Here is a 19,122-nt window from a genome sequence, read left to right on the forward strand (position 1 = left end):
CCACTCCGGCGCAAAAAGCGCCGGTTAATCTCTGCTCCGTTGGCTGTCCTGCCTCGGGACGCTCGGCGCCAGCGCTCCGCGCCGCTTGCCTCGGGTCCCCATTCTGCCTATCCAAGAATGCTCCATATCGGGGGAATCTTGATGGCGGCCATCGCAGTTTTCAATCCCAAGGGGGGCGTCGGAAAGACCACGCTGGCGATCAATCTCGCGTGGGAAGCGGCTGCCATGGGTAACCGGACCTTGCTGTGGGATCTCGACGGCCAGGGCGACAGTACCGACATTCTGGTCGACAGCCGCCAGCCGCCGCGCATGGATGCCACACGGCTGATGCACGGCATCGGAGACATTGCGGCCCATATCGTTCCCAGCAAGGTGGCTGGCCTGGATGTCCTGGTGCCGGAAGAGGACATGCGCCGCACCGACAACTGGTTCGTTCATCTTGCGCAGCAGCAACGGCTCAACCGGCTGCTGTTGCAGATCAAGGAACGCTACGACAGGATCATCATCGATTGCCCGCCTGGGCTGGGCGATACCGCCCGCAGGCTGCTGCTTGTTGCCGACCTCATCATCGTACCGGTGATTCCGGCTCCGCTGGCGGTTCGCGGGCTGGAACGGGTGCGCAGCTATGTCGTGCAAAACCGGGGCAGGCATGCGCCAATCCTTCCGGTCTTCTCGATGGTGGATCGGCGGCGGAGCCTGCACAAGGCAGCCTTGCGTGATCACCCCGACTGGCCGGTCATACCGATGACGAGTGGGATCGAGCATATGACGAGCCGAAAGCTGCCGGTGGGCCGGATTGCCCCCGCATCGGCAGCGGCGAAGGTTTTCCACCAATTGTGGAATGGCATTGATGCCAAACTGTGCCAGATGCGGCTGGCGCGTGCGGCACCGGGCCTGGCCAATCTGGCTGCCAGGGATGCGCAGGCCAAGGCCGGCGCCCCGTTGACAGCATCACCGATGCGCTGAGACTCGCACCGATTACTTGGGCGCGATGGTGCGCCAGGCTTCGGCGATTTCGGCCAGCATCTGGCGTGCGGACATCAGCAGTTCGACCTTGTCCGGGCTCATGGCATCATTGATGCGGCGGCTGGCTTCGCGGTAGATGCGGGCGAGCGCCAGCGCGAGTTCGCCGCCCTTTTCATAATCGAGGCTTTCTTCCAGCGCCATGACAATGGCAGAGGCGCGGGCGCGGGCCTGGATCATCGGAATCGCCTCACCGCGATGGGCGTGGCGGATGGAGGCATCAAGCCGTAGCAGCAGTTCATCAAACAGGATCAGCACCAGGCTGTGCGGACTGGCACCTTCGACACGGCTGACCGTATCGACGGCCTTGTAGCTGACCATGTTGCGCCGGGGGGAGATGAAGCTCATGCGATTTCCCTTGTCATTCAACTTGTTTTAATTGTCGGAGCCGTTCCAGATCGAGACCTGCTGTTCGATATAGCTCTGGGTCGAACGCAGGATGGTCAGCTGCCGGTCCATGTCGCCGAAGGTCTTTTCGAGCAGTTCGCGATAGCGGTCGCTGTCTTCCTGAACCTTTTCCAGCGCCTTGGTCAGGTCAGAAGCCAGCTTGTTGAGCCTGTTCTGCGCGCCGACCAGCGCTCCATCGGGGGATTTGAGCGCGGTCTTGATGTCTTCGAACGCCTTGGCGAGGCCCGGGCTGGTGGCCGTGGGCACCGCCGGTTCCAGCATTCTTGCAACGCCTTCGGGATCGGCAGCCAGCGCCTGGTCGAACTTGGTGTTGTCGAGCGTCAACGTACCGTCGCGATTGGTCCTGATGCCGATATCGGCGAGCGCGCGATAGGCGCCGTCGTCGGTCAGCTGCTTGGTGGTCAGCGATGCCATCGCACGCATCATGTCGCGCGCGGCCCGTTCGCCCGCCAGCGGGCCGCCGCTGGCACCTTCGGCACCAGGCGCAGTCGCCGAGTTGAGCGCGCCGCGCAGATCGTTGTATGCGGTCACGAACTCTTTCAGCACGTCCTTGACGGTCGATGTCGGCTGATCGCCGCTGACGACGATATTGGTGCCCGGCGCTGCCGCCAGCAGGTTGATCCGCACGCCGGGAACGGCGGTATCGATCTGGTTGCTGCTGTTGGTCACCGTGATGCCGTTGACCTGAACGATGCTGTCGGCAGCTGTCGTCACCGACGTCATCCCCGCCCCGCCTGCAGGCGGATAGGCAAAGGCATCCAGCGCCGCTGCGCCGCCCGAACCGGTCACGGTGAAGGTGTTGGCCGAGCCTTCCTTGCCGCGCATCACCAGACGCGATCCGCTGTTGTCGGTGACGATGCTCGCGGTGACACCGCTTTCGGCAGCATTGATCGCATCGCGCAGGCCGGTCAGCGAATTGTTGGTTGCATCGATCGTCACATCGAAGCTGCCCGCCGAGGTCACGATCGACAAGGTGCCCTCGCCCACGGCAGCGCCAGCGGCATAGGACGATCCGGTCACGATGCTTTGCGCCGATGCGAGCTGGCTCACCTGCAGCGTGGCGGGCAGCCCCTGGGGCTTCTGGCCCGGAATGAAGTTGGCGGTGGCAAGGTCACCCCGGCTGGACAGCAGGGAGCCCGAAAACTGGCGGCCGTTCAGAACTTCGGTCAATGCGGTGGAGAAGGTCTCGAGCGCAGACGACGCTGAAGCGAGTGCCGAGATGCGCGCCTGGTTCAGGTTCTGCTTCTGGCGGACTTCCGACTGCTTGGGCTCAAGCGAGGCGTTGACGAGATCGTTTACCAGCGAAGCGCTGTTGACCCCGGTAAAGCCGGTGATGAGATTGGAAATTCCGCTATTGGTGACCATGGCCGTATCCTCTTGAAGGGGTTAACGGCGTGCGTGCCGCGGGGTTAAGCGATTTCGGCGCCATGTCTTTCGACATCACGCCTCGGGTTTGCCATCCATGTCGAAGCGCAGATCTGCAGGCACCTCCAGCTCGGGCTGACCAAAGCCGACATCCATCTTTTCGTTGATGCGGAAGACGAAGGCGAGCAGCGTGGCGACCGACATATACAGCCGCTCGTCGATCAGCCCGCCGGGCTTGGAGGTGAAATAGATCGCGCGGGTCAGTTCGGGATAGCGCAGGATCGTCAGACCCTTTTCCATCGCCAGTTCGCGCATCGCCTGGGCAATCGCACCACGCCCGCGCGCCAGCACCACCGGGGCGGGATCGCGCAAGCGGTCATAGCGCAGCGCAATGGCGAAGTGGGTCGGGTTGACGAGCATCACGGTGGCCTCTTCCACCGCCTTGCGCGTCGATCCGTTGAGCACCTCGTACTGGCGGCGGCGGACGGCCTGCTTGAGCTCGGGCGAACCTTCGGTCTCCTTGTGCTCGTCCTTGACCTCCTGCTTGGTCATCTTGAGCTTCTGATTGCGCTGGAACCACTGCGCGGGAACGTCGATCAACGCGATCAGGCCCAGACAGCCCGCCATCACCATCAGCGTCATCGAGAACATGTCGCCAAAGGCACCGATGCCGGAGCGCACGTCGCCATGGCCCAGCTCCGCCATCTGCGGCAGCATTCCCATGATCATCACCACGCCGACCGTGCCCATCAGCACCACCTTGGCGATCGATTTGACCAGTTCGATCAGGCCATGCGTGCCGAACATGCGCTTGAGCCCCGACATCGGGTTCAGCTTCGATGCCTTGGGCGCCACCGCGCTCCAGCGGAAGCCCAGCGAACCGAGCGATGCGGGCGTGGCAATGGCAGCGATCAGCAGGAACAGGAACAAACCACCAAACGGCATGGCAAGCGGCGTGATCAGCGTCATGGCACGCTGACCGACGTTGAAATCGGTCGTCTCGTGAATGTCGAACACCAGCCCTGCGCGCAGCATCGATGCGATCGAGGACACCATCATATCGCCGAACAGCACGAACGCGAGCGTACCGCCGATGATGATCATCGCGGTACCCAGTTCCTTGGACTGCAGGACATCGCCCTTCTCGACCGAATCGCGAAGGCGCTTTTCGGTCGGGGCTTCGGTTTTTTCACCGCCACCTGTGGGCTGATCGGCCATCGGCTCAGCCCTCCCCCGCCATCACTTCGGATTGCTCGAGCCCCAGTTCCATGGCGCGCATGATGCCGTCTGCCAGCACCGGCGCAGCCATGGCGAGCAGCACGATGCCCGCCAGCACGGCCACCGGAATGCCGACCGAGAACAGGTTGAGCTGCGGAGCGGAGCGGGCGAGCATCGCCATCACCAGCTGCACGATGATCAGCGCTGCACCGACCGGCAAGGCGATGATCAGCCCCATCGAAAACAGCGTGCCGCCAAACTCGACCAGATCGAAGATGAGCCGCGGAGACAGGATCGCACCGCCCGGCGGCAGCGATTCATAGCTGTGCACGATGATCGCGATCAGCATCAGGTGCCCGTCCATCGCGAGCAGCAGCAGCACCGCGATGATCGAAAGGAAGCTGCCGATGACGGGACTGGACTGGCCGCTTTGCGGATCGGCCATGGATGCAAAGCCCAGGCCCATCGCATTGCTGATCACTTCGCCGGCGACGAACGCGGAAGAATAGCCGATCTGCAGCGCAAAGCCGATCGCGATGCCGCAGATCATCTCGCCGACGATGAAGACGAAACCGGCATAGCTCACCAAAGTGGAGTCCGGCAGGCTGATCTGCACCGAGTTGCTGGCCGCGATTCCGATCATCGCAGAAAGGATGATGCGCACCTGCAGCGGCACGCTGGTCGCCCCGAAAACCGGCGCGGCAAACAGCGCCGCGCCAGGCCGGATCATCGCCATGATCCAAATCCACAATTGTGCTTCGACATTGGCAAAGCCCGGTGCGATCACAGCAGAAGGTCCGGAATGCGGCTGAAAATCTCGACAGTGAAATCGGCGATCAGATACAGGATCGATCCGCCGAACAGCGCCAGGATGGCACCCAGCACGACCAGCTTGGGCACGAAGCTCAAGGTCGCCTCGTTGATCGAGGTCGCAGCCTGTACCATGCCCAGCAGCACGCCGACCAGCAGCGCGGGGATCAGCAGCGGCGCAGACGCCAGCGCGGTGATCCACAGCGTCTGCTGCGCAAGGCCGATGAAATAGTCATTCTGTTCCATGTCAGCCAGCCATCCATTCAGATTTCCGTTTGTCCCGAGCGTGTCGAGGGACGTTGTGGAAACTGTGGCGAATACATCCCTCGACTTCGCTCGGGACAGACGGGGAGGAGTTTGAAAATGCCATGGTCAGTTCACGAACGAGCCGGCGAGCGAACCCATGGTCAGCGCCCAGCCATCGACGAGCACGAACAGCAGGAGCTTGAACGGCATCGAGATGATCGTCGGTGACAGCATCATCATGCCCAGCGCCATCAGCGTGGAGGCCACGACAAGGTCGATGACGAGGAACGGCAGGAAGATCATGAAGCCGATCTGAAACGCGGTCTTCAGCTCGCTGGTGACGAACGCGGGCAGCAGGATCGAGAACGGAATGTCGCGCGGCGCCGCGACCGGCTTGGCCTTCGCCAGGTCCATGAACAGCTTGAGATCCGTCTGGCGGGTCTGCTTGATCATGAACTTGTGGAATTCTTGACCGGAAATCTCGATGGCGGATTCCAGCTCGATGGTGTCGGCAGCATAAGGCGCAACCGCGCGGCTGTTGATCTCGGTAAAGGTCGGCGCCATCACGAACATCGACAGGAACAGCGCGAGCCCGATGAGCACCTGGTTGGGCGGCGTCTGCTGCAGACCCAGCGCCTGGCGCAGGATCGACAGCACGATGATGATCCGCGTGAAGCTGGTCATCATCAGCAACATCGAGGGCAGGATGGTGAGCAGACCCATCAGCACGAGGATCTGCAAGGACAAGGTCAGCGGCTTGCCGTTACCCGAAATGTCGTCAAGCGCCTGGCCCAGCGCCTCGGAGGCTCCGGGGGCAGCGGGGGTTCCCAGCGCGGCGCCATTGGCCGAAGGGGCGGGTGTGGCAGCCGCAGGCGCAGCTCCCGCAGGCGCGGCATTGGCAGGAGCGGCAGCAGCTGGCGCCGCCGCAGCGGGGGCCGGGGCCTGCTGCGCAATGACCGGGGTTGCAAACAGGATTGCGGACATGGCGATCGCTCGGCCGAGCGACTTCAACCTTCCACCGCAGGCGGACACCATGGCCAGGATGCTCATGCGCCGCGCGCCCGGAAGGCGGCGAGCAAGTCACGCTCGGAGCCGGCCAGCGCCGTCGGGGGGGATGAGACGCTGGCCGGTCCGTTTTCGGCATCCGCCCGCGCGATCGTGTCGATCCGCGCGCGCGTTACCGAAATCAGAATTTTCTGTCCGGCAAACTCGACCACTGCGAGCTTGCCCGAAACTCCCATGCTGACCGTCTCGGTGATCTTCAGCTCGCGCTGCTGGCTACCCATGTCGAGCCGGGCGATCATACCGGGCTGATATTTCCGGTAGAGCCACAGGCTGCCATAGATCATGCCCGCCATCACCGGCAGCATGATGAGAAGTTTGATGATGTAATAGGTCATGCCGGTCCGCTTCTTGTTCATGTCGCCTGCCGCCGGGTGTTCCGGCGGGCGACATGGACCGTAAGCGGACCAGGGTCAGACTCGCCGTTCGACCCGTGCCTGGCCGACGTTCTTCGTGATCACCTCGGCCACCCGGATTCCGAACCGGCCATCGATGGTCACGACTTCACCTCTTGCAACCAGCGTGCCATTTACGTTGATGTCCAGAAGCTCATTGGCCTGACGGTCGAGCTCGACCACCGAGCCTTCGGAAAGCTCCATGATTTCGGCCAGGCGCAGCGATGCACTGCCCACCTCGACCGAAAGCCGAACCGGGATGTCGGCAAGAAAGCGGTAATGATTTGCCGCCTCGTGCAATCCGTTGCCGCCCATGTCGAGAAGCTCTGCAGGGGCGCCCAGCATCGGGGCTTCGCTCATGTCGCTCATGGGGGTTATCCTCTTTCAATGGTTTCGATGCGGAACGCGGCCAGGCCGTTCTGTTCACCCAGGCTGCCGCGCGCGAAGATGCGGTCGCCGATGATCAGCGGCAGGTTGCGCGCCGGTGGAATGGGAATGATGTCGCCGGGCTTGAGATCGGCCAGCTGCGGCAAGGTGAGCACCGGACGCGCCAGCACTGATCGCGCGGGCAAAGTGACATGGGCGAGCGACTTGGACAGCTGGTCGCGCCAGGCGGGATCGGGCAGTCGCTCGTCCGAAAAGCCGGCGGGCGTCAGGCACTGTTCGGCAGCCTGCAGGCCATCGAGCGGATAGACGATCTCCAGCTCGTAGCGGACATTGCCGGGCAGGGTGATGCGGAACCGCTGCACCACCATGCGCGCGGTCGGAGCGGCAACGCGTGCGCCATCGACCGTCGTGGAATGTCCGGCGGGCTGCCACGAGAAGTTGCCAACCTCGTTCCAAGATATGCTGATGCGCTCGCCGATCGCCCGGGCAAGCCGACCGATCAGCCGGATGTCGGTCTGGGTAAATTCCTTTTTGGGTGTCGAGGTCTCGCGCGGGGCACCGCCGAAGAACGCATCGAGCATGGCCGATACGAACACCGGCTCCATCCGCAACAGCACCCGGCCCTGCATGGGCGAGAGCATGAACTGGCTGATGCTGACGAGTTCGGCCTGGCGGTCGCACCATGCATCGAACTGCGTGAATTCCGGATCATGCGCATCGATACGCAGCTTCACCCCGGCGATCGGCTCAAGGGCGGCACGAAACCCTGCACACAAGGACCGTCCGACCCGGCGCAACACCGGCACGACCGTCTTCTGGTCCGCATCGGCCTTGGCAAAGCTGTGCTCGGCCGTGCGGCGCTCGGCCTGCGCGGACGCAAGGCCGTCTGCTTCGTTCGCCGCAAAAGCTGCGGTGCTGGTGTCGGTCATGATCGCTCTTTGCCCTGTTCTACCGGATCACGTTTTACTGAACGACGAAGCTGGTGAAGTAGACGTCCTCGACACCTGCAAAGCCGGTCTTTTCGACAAGCGTATCGTTGATTACCTTCTTGATCTCGCCCTTGAGCACTTCCTTGCCCTCCAGCGATTCGAGCTGCGTGGAATCAAACTCGCTGAGCGTCATCAGAATGGCCGAGCGGATGGCGATCGTGTGCTCGGTCAGCGCCGCTGGAACCTTGTCGTCAAAATAGGTGGAAACCGCGAGCGACATCTGGGCAAAGCCGCTGTCACCGCGCAGGTTGGCGGTAAACGGCTCTTCGATGGGCAGGTAGGTTACCTTGAACTTGGCATCGAGATGGCTGCCGGAGGCGACCTGCTTGAGGCCCGCCGCCTTGGCCGACACCGTCGTGCCGTCCTTCAGCACCACCTTGGGTGCATTGGGGTCTTCGTGCTCCTTGCCGCCAACCATGCCGGCGGCAAAGAACCCGGCCGCCGCACCGCCGCCGCCCAGGACGACAACGGCGAGCAGAGGAATGAGCAGCTTCTTGACCAAGCCACCCTTCTTCTTCGGTTCCTTTTCGGTGTCAGCCATCTTTAGAGTCCCTCAAGAAAATTCATTGGTTCAGATGTTTAAGCGTATCGAACATTGCCGCGCGGGCGCCGTGGAGGCAGATTGACCTCGGTGCCGGTGTCCGCTGTCTGCTGGCGCTGGCTGCCGTCGCGGGCCGTCATCGTTTCCGCGCCAGTCTGGCTACGCTGCTGCTGTTGCTGCTGGGCCGATCCGTTCTGCATTCCCGGCGATTGCTGCCGCAGTTCCACGGTGACGTCTGCCGGACGCTGCGCGTTGCTGCGCAGGTCCTGCTCCAGCCGGTGCTGCGAGCTGACCAGCGTATCGCGCACGGCGTCGTGTTCGGTCACGATGCGGATCTGGTCGCGCTCGGGCCCGGCCAGCATCTCGATATCGATGCGGCCCAGGTTTTCAGGCATGATCTGCATCCGCACCATCTGGCCGCCATTGGCCACACGCGCGATCTGGGTTTCGATATTGGCGACAAAGCCCGCATCAAACGCCAGCGATTCCAGCGGTGCTGCAGCGGCAGCTTCCGACGTCAGCGGCACGGTGATGCCGGGGATCGCCTGCGAAGGCGCGCTCACGGCATTGAGAGCGGCGGCCCACAGCGGCGGCACGGGTTCAAGACCGCTGGCAGCGCCAAAGTCTGTGCGAGCGATGGGCGCGGCAGGATCGATGTCCATCTCAGCCCGGTCGAACAAGGCTGACAACGCTTCGGCGGGGCGCGACGACTGGGCTGCCGCATCGATCGCGCGACGGGCCGCCGGGCTGACGATGCCACGCGGTGCCGTTGCGGCGGGGCGTGCGCCAGACGTGCTCTGGGCGGGCTGCGAAAGCGTTTGCACGACCTGTTCGGCAACGGACGGTGCGACGGTCTGTGCAGCCGCCGCCGGGTCGGCCGCGGGCGTCACCGGCGCGGGTGTGGCTTGGGCCTGGCCAGCCACGACCGCTGTGTCTCGCGTGACCGGTGCAGATACGATCGGCGCCGATGGTACCGGGCCAGTGGGCGTGCCAGAGGCGGTGGGTGAGGCCTCCAAAGAAATCGCGTCGATGGGCGTCGCAGGTGCTGCCACGGTCCTGTCGGCCGGTGTCTCAGCAGGGCTGACCGACACAGGCAGGTCTGATCGCTGGGCTGGCTGCACCGGTGCCGTCACCGGCATGGCCGCCATGGGTGCGCGGATATTCGCGGCAGCATCAACCGGCAGCGCGACAGGTGCCACAAGCGTGTCGGTCGAAACGGGCTCGTCAGCGAGCCGGGCCGCGCGCGGCTTGAGCGCGGGCGGTGCTGGCAGGGTCTCGCCGGACTGCGCAACCGGTGCGGTCGCCGCAGCTACGGGAGCTGGGGCAATTGCGCGCTGGGCCGGCAAGCCTGCTGCGTCGTCAGGTCCGGTCTTGCGTGGTGCCTGAAGCGCGGCTTCGGCGGCAACGCGGGTCGCACCCATGTCGGTTTCAGGAATATCTGCGCGAGCCACCGGCGGCTGCACCGGTGCCAGCGGGATTGCGACCGGCGATGCAGCATCGGCAGCCAGGATGGGGGTATCGACCTTTGCTCGCCGGTGCGGACGCACGGTATCGGCAGGCGCGGTGGCGTCTTCTTCTGCAGGAGCAGCTTCGAGCACAGACGCAAGCGTCAGCTCCGCATCCGCCGGCATGGCTGCGTCCGCGATGGCCACCGGGCGTGCGACAAGTGGCGCGACCTGAGCCACCGCCGTGGGTGTGACAACCGGCTTGGTGGTCTGCGGGGCGACATCCTGCGGCGCTGGCTGCCGAGGCGCGAGCGGAGTCACCCTGGCAACGACGGGTGCGGTGACCTGTGCCGGAGCTTCAAGCTGGGCTGCGCCGGCAAAGGCGGCCTCAATGATCTGGGTTGCGCTGGCATCTTCGGGCAGTGCGGCAACGATCGGCGCTGCAGGCGCTGCTGGCTGCACCGGGGCAACCATGGCAGCCGGAGCGGCAACCGCTGTCGGAGCAACAACCGGCGTGACCGGGGCAGCATCAGGAGCCGACGGCGCTGCAACCTCGGCCAGTGCCACGGCAAAGGCGCCTTCGCCCGCCAGCGGTGCTTCAGCAACGGGCGCAAACGCACCGGTCGCGGCAGCATCTGCTCCGGTCATCAGCGCCAGCTGGCTGGCAAAAGGATTGGCATCAAGGCTCATGCCCTGCTTCACAGCAGGAAGCGTGCCAATTGAAAGCGACAGCAAAGACGATCCCGAGAGCGCCTGCATCAGGTCCTGGCTCATTCTCCTGTTTCCTTTGTGTTTTTGCGCCTGAGCGGCAGGCGGGCGGCCTTGCGTTCGGCGGTTTCATTGGCTTGAGCGATCGAACGGTCGAGCAGCTTCGATGTCGTTTCGCGGTCGATATAGGCGGCAGTGCGTTGCCGCTCGGCCTGGGCAAGGTGTTGCCGCGCGCGCACCAGTGCGGTGTTGATCTCGCCATCGGCGCGGATCAGGCGCTGCGCCAGCTCCAGCTGCGCGTGCAGCCCGGCGCCGCTCTGGCAATGGCCCGCGTCAAAGGCGTTGTCGCGCAGCTTCTTCAGCCGCTCGGCATTGTTGACCAAGGTTGCCTCGTTGCGCATCGCGGCGGCGGCGGCACCGATCGCCAGCTTCACCTGCGCATCACGCACCGCATGGACGCGCTTCCACGATTTGGGCTTCAGGCTCATGCGCCAAAGCCCTGCATCAGTTCAGCGACGCTTTCCTCAAGGTCGATCCGGTCGTGCGGAGCCTGGCGGATGAAGTCGAGCAGATCGGGCCTGCGCGCCACAGCCTCGTCGATGTTCGCGTCCGATCCCTCGCGATAGGCTCCCATCAGCAGCAGGTCGCGGTTTTCCTCGTATGCCGACCAGATGCGGCGGAAGTTCGCCATCGCCCGGCGGTGTTCTTCGGGAATGATGTCGGTGGCAACGCGGCTCAGCGACTTGCCGATATCGATTGCAGGGAAAATCCCCTGTTCGGCCATCGAGCGCGACAATATGATATGCCCGTCGACGATCGCGCGCGCGCCATCGACGATCGGATCGTCGAGGTCGTCGCCATCTGCCAGCACCGTATATAATGCCGTGATCGATCCGCCGCTCTCGCGGTCGTTGCCGGCGCGTTCGACCAGCTTGGGAATCAGCGCGAGCGCCGAGGGCGGATAGCCCTTCATCGTCGGCGGTTCACCCAATGCCAGGCCGATTTCGCGCTGGGCATGCGCGATACGGGTAAGGCTGTCGATGATCAGCAGCACCTTCTTGCCCTGCTTGCGGAAATACTCGGCGATCGCGGTGGCGCGATAGGCCGCACGCAGCCGCAGGATCGGGCTGTGATCGGCCGGAACGGCGACGGTCACGGTGCGCGACTTCATCGGCCCCTGCATCTTCGTTTCGACAAAATCGCTGACCTCGCGGCCACGCTCGCCAATCAGCCCGACGACGATGATATCTGCCTCGGCAAAGCCGATGATCTGACCGATCAGCACCGATTTACCGACGCCCGAGCCTGCGGCAACGGCAATGCGCTGGCCGTGCCCGGCGGTGAGGAGCGCGTTGATCGCGCGCACGCCCAGATCGATGGTCTTGGTCACCCGGCCGCGGTTGAGCACGTTCTCGCGCTTGCCGGCCAAAGGCCAGCGATCGTGCGCGATGATCGGACCCAGGCCGTCGAGCGGTTCGCCCATCGGGCCAATGACGCGGCCGAGCAGGCCTTCGCCGACCACCGCCATATTGGCCTGGGCATCGGGTTCGACCCGCGCACCGCTGCGCAATGCGGCATCGCTTTCCAGCGGCACCATCATCGCGCGCGATCCGCGAAATCCTGCGATCTCTGCGCGAATACGGCGGCCATCGGCGGCACGAACCGAGCCGCCATAGCCGATCGGATAATCAAAGCCGGTCACTTCCAGCATGCCGCCTTCGTGTGCGACCAGCCGTCCAACTCGGCGCGGGCCGGCTTCCAGCGTCGCGATCTTGTCAGTGAACTGGCGGACTGCCTCTTCCTGTGCCGCGATCATTGGTCGCCCTCCATGTCGTCGATCAGCCCCTGCAGGGCATCGAGCATCGGCTGGGTTCCCTGTTCGATCCATCCATCGGCATGGTTGAGCGACACCGTTCCGCGCCGGATCGAGGGATCAGGGGTCAGCACCAGGCCGCATTCGGCATCGCCGAGCAGCTTGAGATCGTCGGGATGCAGGTGCAGCGCGCTGCTGCGCATGTCACGGGTGACCAACGTGGCGAGCGAGCGGCAATGCTTTTCCAGCACCTCCGCATCGGGTTCGACAAAGCCGCTCGAACGCTCGAGCATCTGCTTCATCGCGTGCAGCAGCATGGCGCAGAGCCCTTGCGAAAGCTGCGGCCGCAGGGCGAGCACTGCTTGCGCCAGCGCCTGGGTGGCGGCATCGTTCGACTGCATTTCGGCCTGTGCCTGGGCGATGCCATCGGCCACGCCCTGATCATAGGCCTGGACCAGCATTTCGTCAGCGCTGGGACCCTCTTCGACAATCACGTCGTCATCCAGATCGCCATCAAAGGCGAAGTCCATCGGTTCGGGTGCCTGGTCGGCACTGGCGAAATCTGACATCGACGAGAAGATCTGCGACGGGCGAAAGGCCGTGGGAGCGGCCTGCATCTGCCACACCGGCATGAACTGCGCAGCGCCATCGGGCGCGATGGTGATCGGGCGATCAGACATATTCGTCACCACCGCCGCCGATCACGATATCGCCGGCATCGGCCATCCGCTTGGCGGCCTGGACGATCGCCTTTTGTGCCTCGATCACTTCAGACATCGGCATCGGGCCGCGGTCGGCGAGTTCATCGGCAATCGACTGCGCGGCGCGGCTGGACATGCAGCCGAACATCTTGTCGCGCAGCTTGTCTTCCGCACCCTTGAGCGCGGGGACCAGCAGGCTGGATTCGATGGCGCGGACCAGCGTGCCCAGATCCTTGGCGTCGAGCCGCAGCAGATCGGCAAAGACGAACATCTCGTCCTCGATCTGGCGGGCAACGTCCTTGTCGCGCTTGGTCACCGCCTTGATGATGCGGGTGCTCTCGCGCTTGTTGATGATGTTCATGATCGCGGCTGCATCCGACGTGCCGCCGGACGAGGCCCCTGCCCCGCCGCGCTGGCTGGCGCCCTGGGTCATCAGCAACGCCTCGATCGTCTCGATCGCCTCGGCGCTGACAGGACCCAGCGTCGCCAGGCGGAACACCACGTCTTCCTGCGCTTCGGCGGGAAGCAGCTGCAGAACGTTCGCGGCCACTTCGGGCTTGAGGAACGACAAGACGACAGCCGCGATCTGCGGGTGTTCGTTCTCGACCAGCAGCGCGATCTCGACCGCGTCCATCCACTTGAGCGCTTCGAGCCCGTTGCCAGACTTCTTGGGCGCGATCCGGGTCAGCATCGTCTCGGCGCGGCGGTCGCCCAGCGCGCGCTTGAGCATGCCTTCGATCTGTTCACCGGCCTTGTAGCCCAGGGTCGTGCGATTGCGCGCCTTGTCGATGAACATGTCGAGCACTTCGTTGATGTCCTCGGCGCCGATGTCGGCAACGGTGTACATCATCTCGCTGAGCTGGCGCACTTCGTCGGGCTCCAGCCGGGTGAGGATTTCGGCGGCCTGTTCCTCGGAGAACAGCAGCATCAAGATGGCGGCGGCCTGGTGGCCGGGGATCGGACGGCGGCCTTCGGGGGCAACGCCTTCTTCGACAGCGGCATCAAGTGCGTCAGGCATCGGCTTTTTCCTTGTCGGCATTGCCCTTCAGCAAATCACGAACGACCAAAGTGGCGTGATCCGGGTTCTGGCGGACGAAGTTCTGGATGAGCAGCGCACGTTCCTGATAGGTCGATGCGGCGTTGATCATGTCGAGGGTCACCGGCTCGCTGTCTTCGGGGATGCGACCGGCACCGCGCGGATCGGCACCGTCGCGCGACAGGGCCTCTGCCAGCATGCCTGTGGGGCCTTCGGCTGCCTCGGCGGCGGCCAGCGCTGCGGCCTTGTCGTCGGCTTTCTGCTTGGTGTAGCGCTTGAGCAGCGGGCGACCGATGCCGAAGATCAACGCCAGGGCCACCAGCAGCGCAGACACATTGCGCACCAGCATGTTGAACCAGCTCGTTTCATAGAACGGTTCCTCCAGCTTGGTCACCGGCTCGAAATTGCGCGACGAAATCGCCACCTGGTCGCCGCGGGCGGTGTTGAAGCCGATCGCTCCCTTGACCAGTGCATCGATCGCAGCGATTTCCTGCGCGCTGCGCTCCTTGCCGCCGGGCAGGTTCTTCACCGCCACCGCGACCGAGATGCGGGTGACATTGCCGGAAGGATCGCGGGTGACCGCAACCTGGCGGCCCAGTTCGAAGTTGCGGTTGACCTGTTCGTTGCGGGTGGTGGTCGTACCGGGAGCGGCACCTTCGGCACCGGCCAGCTGCGCACCGGCTTCGGGCGTGATCGTGGGATCGGCAGGAGGCTGGTTGGCGATAGCACCGGGTACGCCGCCTGCGGCAGCAGGATTGTTTTCGGTCTGGACCACGGTCTGTTCGCTGCGCACGCGCGCCTCGTCCGCCGGGAAGCTTTCGGTCGTCGCCTGACGTTCGGCAAAGTTCACCTCGGTCGAGACTTCGGCGACAAAATTGCCTGCGCCCAGCACCGGCGTCAGCAGCGCGGTCAGCTGGCGGCGATAGCGCTCCTCGATGGCTTCTTTCACCTCGATCTGACGCTCGGCCTGATCCATGCCACCGTTCTTGCCGTTGCTCGACAGCAACCGACCGTTCTGATCGACCACCGAGACATTGTCCGCAGACAGGCCCGGAACCGAACTGGCGACGAGATGGACGATCGCCTGCACCTGGGATTCGGGCAGACGCCCGGCATTGGCGAGTTGCAGTACAACCGATGCTGCAGGTTCGTTGCGGTCGCGAATGAACACGCTGGGCGGCTCGACCGCGAGATGGACCCGTGCCGTTACGACCGACTCCATCGCCTCGATGCTGCGAGCAAGGTCAAGCTCGCGCGCGGCGCGCAGCTTTTCATTCTCCACCGCACGGCTGGCGCCCATCGGCATCGCGGAGATCAGCTCGTCACCGCTGGGCGCGCTCTTGGGCAGGCCCTGCGCGGCCAGGGCGATCTTGGCTTTGTGATAGTCGTCCTCGGACACCATGATGGTGCCCGAACTTTCCTCGAAGCTGTAAGGGATCGTCGAACTGTCGAGCGCGGCGATCACGGCGGCCTTGTCGTTGTCGGGCAATCCGCGGAACAGATCGCGCTGGGGCGGCTCGCGCAGGGCGGCCCAGGCGAAGATCGCCAGCATGACAACGCCCAGAAAGCCGATCAGCGGCATCGCCTTGGCAACGGCGGGCTGGCTGATGAAATTGCGGACCTGGTCTGGAATGGCGGTGCCGTTGAGCACGCGCGCACCTGCGCCAGCGCCGGGAATGATCGCCGGAGCGGCCGCAGCACCATCGGATGAATTGGGGGTAATGGTAATATCGGACATGGATTATACCGGCATGTTCATGATGTCCTGATAGGCGGACAGCAATTTGTTACGGACCTGAAGGGTCGCTTCGAAACCGATCGACGCCTTCTGCTTGGCCATCATCACCGCGGCAATATCGGTGGTCTGGCCCATTTCATACGATGTTGCCGCCTGGGACGAGGCGTGCTGGACCTGGTTGACCTGGTCCAGTGCGGTCTTCATCGTCCCGGCAAAGCCATCCGGCTTGGTCTCGGTCGCCTCGGTGCCCAGCATGGGCGATTTCTTCGACAGTTGCTGAAGCGCGCTGTTCTGCTGGAGGATGGCGTTGCGCGCGGCCATTATCGAACTGCTGATGTTGGTGCTCATGGTCTGGCTTTCTCAGGCTTCGATCAGGCTGCAGCGGCCAGCTCGCGCATATTGGCGAGGCGGTAGCGCAGGGTGCGTTCGGAAATGCCCAGCATGCGGGCGGTTTCGCGGCGGTTGCCACCGTTCTCGTCAAGCGCGCGCTGGATGGCGTCATGCTCCACAGCCCGCGACAGGCTGTGCAGGTCGCTGCCGCGCAGCAGTCGGGCAGAGCCGGTGGCGGGCACCGGATCGGCGCGCGGCGTGCTGGCAGCAAAGATCGGGGTGGCGGCAGGCTGTGCAACGGGCTGGGCCGTGGCAGCGGCAAACAGACGCACGGGTGCAAGCCCCAGATCCTCGGCTTCGATGCGGTCGCCTTCGCGCAGCACCAGCGCGCGCTGCAGCACGTTGCCCAGCTCGCGGGCGTTGCCCGGCCAGCTGTGCGCCTGCAGCGTTTCGAGCGCTTCGGCGCTGAGCCAGGCGAAATCGCTGGCATCGTTCTGCATGCGCAGCAGCATGGCTGCGGCGATGGCGCGGACATCCTGACGGCGATCGGCAAGGCGGGGGAGTGCGATCGGCATCACGTTGAGGCGCCAGTAAAGGTCTTCGCGGAACTCGCCGGCAGCGACCAGCTCGGCTGCATCGCGGTTGGCAGCGGTGACGATGCGGACATCGACCTTGATCGACCGGGTTTCGCCGACGGGCAGAACTTCGCCCTCCTGCAGCGCGCGCAGCAGCTTGGCCTGAAGCGCCAGCGGCAGTTCGGTGATCTCGTCGAGGAACAGGGTTCCGCCATCGGCAGCCCGGAACAGGCCTTCGCCATCGGCAGAAGCGCCGGTAAACGCGCCCTTCTTGTGGCCGAACAAAATGGCTTCCACCATGGTTTCCGGCAGCGCGGCGCAGTTGACCGCAATGAACGATCCCTTGGCGCGCGGGCTCTGGTCATGCACCAGACGCGCCATGCCTTCCTTGCCGGTGCCGGTTTCACCCTGGATCAGCACCGCTGCTTCGCTGCGCGCGATCCGGGCGGCATAGCCCATCAGCTTGGTCATGGCGGGCTCGCCGACCGCAGGACCGCGGCCTGCGCGCAGCATTTCGGCGATCAGCGCCAGGCCCAGCGGCATGTCGTCAAAGCCGAAGGTGATGCGGGCAGGAAGGCCGTTTGCGGCACGCACAAGTGAAGGCGCACCTTCATGAAGATCAACAAGAATGTCACGATGGCTGGCCGAAGCAATTTCATTTGCCAACAAGACCTTAACGGTCGCGGCGCTCGATGCGGTTGCGACCGGATTGATCCAGGCCGACTTGAGCCAGCTTTCTAGCATTGGCAGGTTGTCACGGACTGCCTGGCTGAGTGTGCATTCGATCATTTTTAGTCCCCCGACTTAATGGATCGCAGCGCCTGCCGTTAAAGAGAGGCCCCGCTGAGCCTATCCAAGCAATTGCTGTGCCAATTCGGGAGATTGGCGGAAAATCGGCATTCACACCCCCCTATATATAGAGCCTCAAACAGCATCGTCATTTTCTTGACGAAAAACCCCGCTGGAGGGGCGTCAAAATTTTGACGCCGCCAAACAAATGACAACCTCTTCGAAAGGTGTGTGAATTTCGCGAAAAGGTGTGTGAATTTGTCTTAATGGGTTGGCGACCCCGCCGTTAACCATGTCGAGGCCGCCGGAAAGACAGCGCGCCGCCAGATTAACGAAGCAAAGGAACGACTGATGACTGTTATTGGAACGAATGTCTCGGCCATCCGCGCCGCAAACGCATCCACCGCCGCTCAGGGCATGTTGTCCAAATCGATCGACCGTCTGTCGACCGGCAAGCGGATCAACTCGGCTGCAGACGACGCCGCCGGCAACGCGATCTCTACCCGCATGACCTCGCAGATCCGCGGCCTCAACCAGGCCGTCCGCAATGCCAACGACGGCATCTCGCTCGCCCAGACGGCAGAAGGCGGCATGAACGAGATCACCAACATGCTGCAGCGTATGCGGGAACTGGCCGTGCAGTCGGCTTCGGGCACGCTGAGCACCGGTGACCGCACCAACCTTCAGGCGGAAGTCGCCGCCCTGATCCTGCAGGTCGATGATGTTGCAGAAAAGACCAACTTCAACGGCGTTCCTCTGCTGAATGCTGCTGCCGCAGGTGCCCCTGTCGCCATCCAGACCGGCCTTGCTGCAGGTGATGTCGTCAACGTCGGCCTTGCAAACGTGACCACCACCGGCCTTTCGGTCAATGCCATCAACGTCGACAGCGTAGCCGGCGCCGGCACCGCACTGGGCTTGCTGGACACGGCACTGAACAATATCTCGACCGCCCAGGCGAACCTTGGCGCCAGCCAGAACCGTTTGCAGGCGACCGTCTCCAGCCTGATCAACCGTGCGACCAACCTGTCGGAAGCCCGCTCGCGTATTCAGGACGCCAACTTCTCGGAAGAATCGACCAACCTCGCCAAGGCACAGATCCTGAGCCAGGCATCGACCGCGATGCTTGCCCAGGCCAACCAGAGCCAGCAGGGCGTTCTGACCCTTATCCGTGGCTAATCGAGGAGGTTAAACTGATAACAGAAACGTCGGGAAAATGACGGGCGTCAAATAACTGGTGAGATTTTCACTTAAGGCCCGTCACTCCCCACCGTTAACTCATTTGTGGCCGCTTTGGTGGGACCGAGCCGCCCCGTTTTCAAAGTGAAAAGGAACAACAGATGAGTGTTATCGGAACCAACGTGGCGGCTCTCCGCGCTGCAAACGCATCGACCTCGGCCCAGGGCATGCTGTCGAAGTCGATCGATCGCCTCTCGACCGGCAAGCGTATCAACTCGGCATCGGACGATGCTGCCGGCAATGCGATTGCCACCCGCATGACCTCGCAGGTCCGCGGTCTGAACCAGGCAGTCCGCAACTCGAACGA

20 protein-coding genes and 1 pseudogene are annotated in these 19,122 nt (G+C 63.8%); 3 read left to right on the forward strand and 18 right to left on the reverse strand.

Annotated features, from left to right (window positions below; translation table 11 throughout):
* Positions 1-141: 141 nt before the first annotated feature.
* Positions 142-966: a ParA family protein gene (locus tag D618_RS18495; RefSeq protein ID WP_193746726.1), complete on the forward strand. Its 825-nt coding sequence runs from the start codon at positions 142-144 to the stop codon at positions 964-966.
* Between the two features lie 12 nt (positions 967-978).
* Here D618_RS18495 and D618_RS0113835 read toward each other — a convergent pair whose 3' ends face one another.
* The 18 genes from D618_RS0113835 to D618_RS0113920 form a co-directional block, all read right to left on the reverse strand.
* Complete coding sequence (locus D618_RS0113835; RefSeq protein ID WP_017672125.1) at positions 979-1,371, reverse strand: flagellar export chaperone FliS; 393 nt, start codon at positions 1,369-1,371, stop codon at positions 979-981.
* A gap of 27 nt (positions 1,372-1,398) precedes the next feature.
* On the reverse strand, positions 1,399-2,796 hold the full coding sequence (fliD, locus tag D618_RS0113840; RefSeq protein ID WP_017672126.1) for a flagellar filament capping protein FliD: 1,398 nt from the start codon (positions 2,794-2,796) through the stop codon (positions 1,399-1,401).
* A gap of 75 nt (positions 2,797-2,871) precedes the next feature.
* Positions 2,872-4,014: an EscU/YscU/HrcU family type III secretion system export apparatus switch protein gene (locus tag D618_RS0113845; protein WP_017672127.1), complete on the reverse strand. Its 1,143-nt coding sequence runs from the start codon at positions 4,012-4,014 to the stop codon at positions 2,872-2,874.
* 4 nt (positions 4,015-4,018) lie between these two features.
* On the reverse strand, positions 4,019-4,801 hold the full coding sequence (gene fliR, locus D618_RS0113850) for a flagellar biosynthetic protein FliR (RefSeq protein ID WP_017672128.1): 783 nt from the start codon (positions 4,799-4,801) through the stop codon (positions 4,019-4,021).
* A complete protein-coding gene (locus D618_RS0113855) occupies positions 4,798-5,070 on the reverse strand; it encodes a flagellar biosynthetic protein FliQ (RefSeq protein ID WP_017672129.1) in 273 nt (90 codons plus the stop codon). The genes fliR and D618_RS0113855 overlap by 4 nt, the downstream gene beginning before the upstream one ends.
* Before the next feature lie 126 nt (positions 5,071-5,196).
* Positions 5,197-6,120: a flagellar type III secretion system pore protein FliP gene (fliP, locus tag D618_RS0113860; RefSeq protein WP_017672130.1), complete on the reverse strand. Its 924-nt coding sequence runs from the start codon at positions 6,118-6,120 to the stop codon at positions 5,197-5,199.
* The gene (locus D618_RS18500; protein ID WP_017672131.1) at positions 6,117-6,491 is read right to left on the reverse strand and encodes a flagellar biosynthetic protein FliO; all 375 of its coding nucleotides are present in this window, start codon (positions 6,489-6,491) and stop codon (positions 6,117-6,119) included. The genes fliP and D618_RS18500 overlap by 4 nt, the downstream gene beginning before the upstream one ends.
* 54 nt (positions 6,492-6,545) lie before the next feature.
* The gene (fliN, locus tag D618_RS0113870; protein WP_017672132.1) at positions 6,546-6,896 is read right to left on the reverse strand and encodes a flagellar motor switch protein FliN; all 351 of its coding nucleotides are present in this window, start codon (positions 6,894-6,896) and stop codon (positions 6,546-6,548) included.
* Positions 6,897-6,901: 5 nt separating this feature from the next.
* On the reverse strand, positions 6,902-7,843 hold the full coding sequence (locus tag D618_RS0113875) for a FliM/FliN family flagellar motor switch protein (RefSeq protein WP_017672133.1): 942 nt from the start codon (positions 7,841-7,843) through the stop codon (positions 6,902-6,904).
* A gap of 34 nt (positions 7,844-7,877) precedes the next feature.
* On the reverse strand, positions 7,878-8,444 hold the full coding sequence (locus D618_RS0113880) for a flagellar basal body-associated FliL family protein (RefSeq protein ID WP_017672134.1): 567 nt from the start codon (positions 8,442-8,444) through the stop codon (positions 7,878-7,880).
* A 38-nt stretch (positions 8,445-8,482) separates the two neighbouring features.
* A complete protein-coding gene (locus D618_RS0113885) occupies positions 8,483-10,663 on the reverse strand; it encodes a flagellar hook-length control protein FliK (RefSeq protein ID WP_026091681.1) in 2,181 nt (726 codons plus the stop codon).
* On the reverse strand, positions 10,660-11,085 hold the full coding sequence (locus D618_RS0113890; RefSeq protein WP_017672135.1) for a hypothetical protein: 426 nt from the start codon (positions 11,083-11,085) through the stop codon (positions 10,660-10,662). The genes D618_RS0113885 and D618_RS0113890 overlap by 4 nt, the downstream gene beginning before the upstream one ends.
* The gene (locus D618_RS0113895) at positions 11,082-12,413 is read right to left on the reverse strand and encodes a FliI/YscN family ATPase (RefSeq protein ID WP_017672136.1); all 1,332 of its coding nucleotides are present in this window, start codon (positions 12,411-12,413) and stop codon (positions 11,082-11,084) included. The genes D618_RS0113890 and D618_RS0113895 overlap by 4 nt, the downstream gene beginning before the upstream one ends.
* A complete protein-coding gene (locus tag D618_RS19120) occupies positions 12,410-13,090 on the reverse strand; it encodes a hypothetical protein (protein ID WP_017672137.1) in 681 nt (226 codons plus the stop codon). Before D618_RS19120 ends, D618_RS0113895 begins: the two co-directional genes overlap by 4 nt.
* Entirely contained in the window at positions 13,083-14,129 is a 1,047-nt protein-coding gene (fliG, locus tag D618_RS0113905; protein WP_017672138.1) for a flagellar motor switch protein FliG, read from the reverse strand. The genes D618_RS19120 and fliG overlap by 8 nt, the downstream gene beginning before the upstream one ends.
* The gene (fliF, locus tag D618_RS0113910; RefSeq protein ID WP_017672139.1) at positions 14,122-15,885 is read right to left on the reverse strand and encodes a flagellar basal-body MS-ring/collar protein FliF; all 1,764 of its coding nucleotides are present in this window, start codon (positions 15,883-15,885) and stop codon (positions 14,122-14,124) included. Before fliF ends, fliG begins: the two co-directional genes overlap by 8 nt.
* Positions 15,886-15,888: 3 nt before the next feature.
* The gene (gene fliE, locus D618_RS0113915) at positions 15,889-16,233 is read right to left on the reverse strand and encodes a flagellar hook-basal body complex protein FliE (protein ID WP_017672140.1); all 345 of its coding nucleotides are present in this window, start codon (positions 16,231-16,233) and stop codon (positions 15,889-15,891) included.
* Between the two features lie 23 nt (positions 16,234-16,256).
* Positions 16,257-17,579 carry a sigma-54-dependent Fis family transcriptional regulator gene (locus tag D618_RS0113920; protein ID WP_017672141.1) on the reverse strand — a complete coding sequence of 441 codons (1,323 nt, stop codon included), beginning with the start codon at positions 17,577-17,579 and terminating at the stop codon, positions 16,257-16,259.
* Between the two features lie 351 nt (positions 17,580-17,930).
* Here D618_RS0113920 and D618_RS0113925 point away from each other — a divergent pair, with 351 nt between their 5' ends.
* Both D618_RS0113925 and D618_RS0113930 read left to right on the forward strand, forming a co-directional pair.
* Complete coding sequence (locus tag D618_RS0113925) at positions 17,931-18,755, forward strand: flagellin (RefSeq protein ID WP_017672142.1); 825 nt, start codon at positions 17,931-17,933, stop codon at positions 18,753-18,755.
* A 161-nt stretch (positions 18,756-18,916) separates the two neighbouring features.
* A pseudogene (locus tag D618_RS0113930) lies at positions 18,917-19,122 on the forward strand (flagellin FliC); the annotation flags it as partial.

Origin of the sequence: Blastomonas sp. AAP53, assembly GCF_000331245.1 — a bacterium.
GTDB lineage: Bacteria > Pseudomonadota > Alphaproteobacteria > Sphingomonadales > Sphingomonadaceae > Blastomonas.

Excerpts from the sequence above, each read along its gene's own strand:
- D618_RS18495 (WP_193746726.1), top strand. The coding sequence starts at position 142 with ATGGCGGCCATCGCAGTTTTCAATCCCAAGGGGGGCGTCGGAAAGACC.
- D618_RS0113835 (WP_017672125.1), bottom strand. The coding sequence starts at position 1,371 with ATGAGCTTCATCTCCCCCCGGCGCAACATGGTCAGCTACAAGGCCGTC.
- fliD (WP_017672126.1), bottom strand. The coding sequence starts at position 2,796 with ATGGTCACCAATAGCGGAATTTCCAATCTCATCACCGGCTTTACCGGG.
- D618_RS0113845 (WP_017672127.1), bottom strand. The coding sequence starts at position 4,014 with ATGGCCGATCAGCCCACAGGTGGCGGTGAAAAAACCGAAGCCCCGACC.
- D618_RS0113855 (WP_017672129.1), bottom strand. The coding sequence starts at position 5,070 with ATGGAACAGAATGACTATTTCATCGGCCTTGCGCAGCAGACGCTGTGG.
- fliP (WP_017672130.1), bottom strand. The coding sequence starts at position 6,120 with ATGAGCATCCTGGCCATGGTGTCCGCCTGCGGTGGAAGGTTGAAGTCG.
- D618_RS18500 (WP_017672131.1), bottom strand. The coding sequence starts at position 6,491 with ATGAACAAGAAGCGGACCGGCATGACCTATTACATCATCAAACTTCTC.
- fliN (WP_017672132.1), bottom strand. The coding sequence starts at position 6,896 with ATGAGCGACATGAGCGAAGCCCCGATGCTGGGCGCCCCTGCAGAGCTT.
- D618_RS0113875 (WP_017672133.1), bottom strand. The coding sequence starts at position 7,843 with ATGACCGACACCAGCACCGCAGCTTTTGCGGCGAACGAAGCAGACGGC.
- D618_RS0113880 (WP_017672134.1), bottom strand. The coding sequence starts at position 8,444 with ATGGCTGACACCGAAAAGGAACCGAAGAAGAAGGGTGGCTTGGTCAAG.
- D618_RS0113885 (WP_026091681.1), bottom strand. The coding sequence starts at position 10,663 with ATGAGCCAGGACCTGATGCAGGCGCTCTCGGGATCGTCTTTGCTGTCG.
- D618_RS0113890 (WP_017672135.1), bottom strand. The coding sequence starts at position 11,085 with ATGAGCCTGAAGCCCAAATCGTGGAAGCGCGTCCATGCGGTGCGTGAT.
- D618_RS0113895 (WP_017672136.1), bottom strand. The coding sequence starts at position 12,413 with ATGATCGCGGCACAGGAAGAGGCAGTCCGCCAGTTCACTGACAAGATC.
- D618_RS19120 (WP_017672137.1), bottom strand. The coding sequence starts at position 13,090 with ATGTCTGATCGCCCGATCACCATCGCGCCCGATGGCGCTGCGCAGTTC.
- fliG (WP_017672138.1), bottom strand. The coding sequence starts at position 14,129 with ATGCCTGACGCACTTGATGCCGCTGTCGAAGAAGGCGTTGCCCCCGAA.
- fliF (WP_017672139.1), bottom strand. The coding sequence starts at position 15,885 with ATGTCCGATATTACCATTACCCCCAATTCATCCGATGGTGCTGCGGCC.
- fliE (WP_017672140.1), bottom strand. The coding sequence starts at position 16,233 with ATGAGCACCAACATCAGCAGTTCGATAATGGCCGCGCGCAACGCCATC.
- D618_RS0113920 (WP_017672141.1), bottom strand. The coding sequence starts at position 17,579 with ATGATCGAATGCACACTCAGCCAGGCAGTCCGTGACAACCTGCCAATG.
- D618_RS0113925 (WP_017672142.1), top strand. The coding sequence starts at position 17,931 with ATGACTGTTATTGGAACGAATGTCTCGGCCATCCGCGCCGCAAACGCA.